2 protein-coding genes are annotated in these 1,296 nt (G+C 50.8%); both read right to left on the reverse strand.

Annotated elements, in window-relative coordinates:
• The coding region (locus tag ACFWF3_RS36195) for a hypothetical protein (protein WP_379318679.1) at positions 1 to 282 on the reverse strand (282 nt) is incomplete at its 3' end.
• Positions 283 to 611: 329 nt separating this feature from the next.
• Positions 612 to 1,296: radical SAM protein (locus ACFWF3_RS36200; RefSeq protein ID WP_379318681.1), on the reverse strand; the 685-nt coding region annotated here is incomplete at its 5' end.

Consider the following 1,296-nt stretch of genomic DNA (forward strand, 5'->3'; position numbering starts at 1 on the left):
GAACAGCAAACGCGCCATCCCTTCCTTTTCATCGGCATGCCCGCTGAAGTATATTATTAGCTGGTCATTAGCGCTAAGTCCAAGAGAAACGCTCGCCACCATTCCATAGAAATCTTCAGCCGTTGGATTTTCGACAACGGAACTCCTTCTGTGGTCGAATATATCTCCACAAACCCGCGCAAGGGTGTCGTAAATCCTGTTTGCATCAAGAGCGGCGCAGTCAATGTCTTGAAATCCGGCGTCCGTCACTCTACAAACTGCGGCGGCGAGCAATACAATCATCTACGCGTGGCCTCGACGTTCGATGTACTCGATGGTTGCCTCCTCGCCTCCGATTGTAATACGAATATCCGGTTCGTAGTCGCCCCGATTTCTAAATCGTTGTATTGATGCACGTATCAGCTCCCATGCGGCTCCGGAGCCAATTCCGATAGCGATGTCCAGAATTATGGATCCCTTTTGATCGGAAACTGCATCGCGAGATTTTATTTCCGACGAGTCACCTTGAGCTTTTGCCATGTCTACGACGCTTTGAAGTACTGCCGATACGAAGGGACTGTGGTCGGGGTTGGTGATTACGGTCAACTTAAGGTTCTCCTCGTCGTTTGATGCTAGATCTGAGATCGGTTCGATTCGAGATAATCTTGGACTATCTCGAATCTTTCTGAAACAAAATCGACTCCCGAGAGGTCCGTCGGCCCCTCGGTGTGCCGTGAAAGTATTCCATCGGGATAGATCAGCCAGTACGCAGAGTACCTCTTTATATCGCGTACCAATATTTTAACGTCCGACCCTTGCGCTTCAATCTGCTCGCGGGCTCTTCTGATACTTCTCTCGAACAACTCGAACGTGATAGCGTAATCCGTGAAAGATTCCTTTTCGTTTGCGGGATGAGGCTGGATCAGCATCCACTCGGCGGGACGTATATTCGCTACAACACCACTCAGGTCAGAGATGCCTTGCGGCTCAAGCGCGAGCTGGCGGGTAATTACTGTATTTATCCTGACCGAACCACCCGCGGTCCGGACCTTATCTGCGAGCTCTGATGCGTAGAGAAACGAGTCGCGTCGACCGCGTAGCGAGTTATGGAGAGATTCCGGACCATCTATGGATATTACGATTCGCACAAAACGAGTGCAATTGTCAATTAGCCATCTCTTCATTCGCGGCGATGCTGCTGCGCTTGTTGTGAGAGTGGCGTATATGGAGTGTCGGTCAAGAGTGTCGAATATCTGAGGAAGGGCAGGGTTCGATAGTGGCTCCCCTCCCGCAATATCGACTTTCAAGGTTCCGAGG

Source organism: Nocardia sp. NPDC060220, from assembly GCF_042727815.1.
Lineage (GTDB): Bacteria > Actinomycetota > Actinomycetes > Mycobacteriales > Mycobacteriaceae > Nocardia.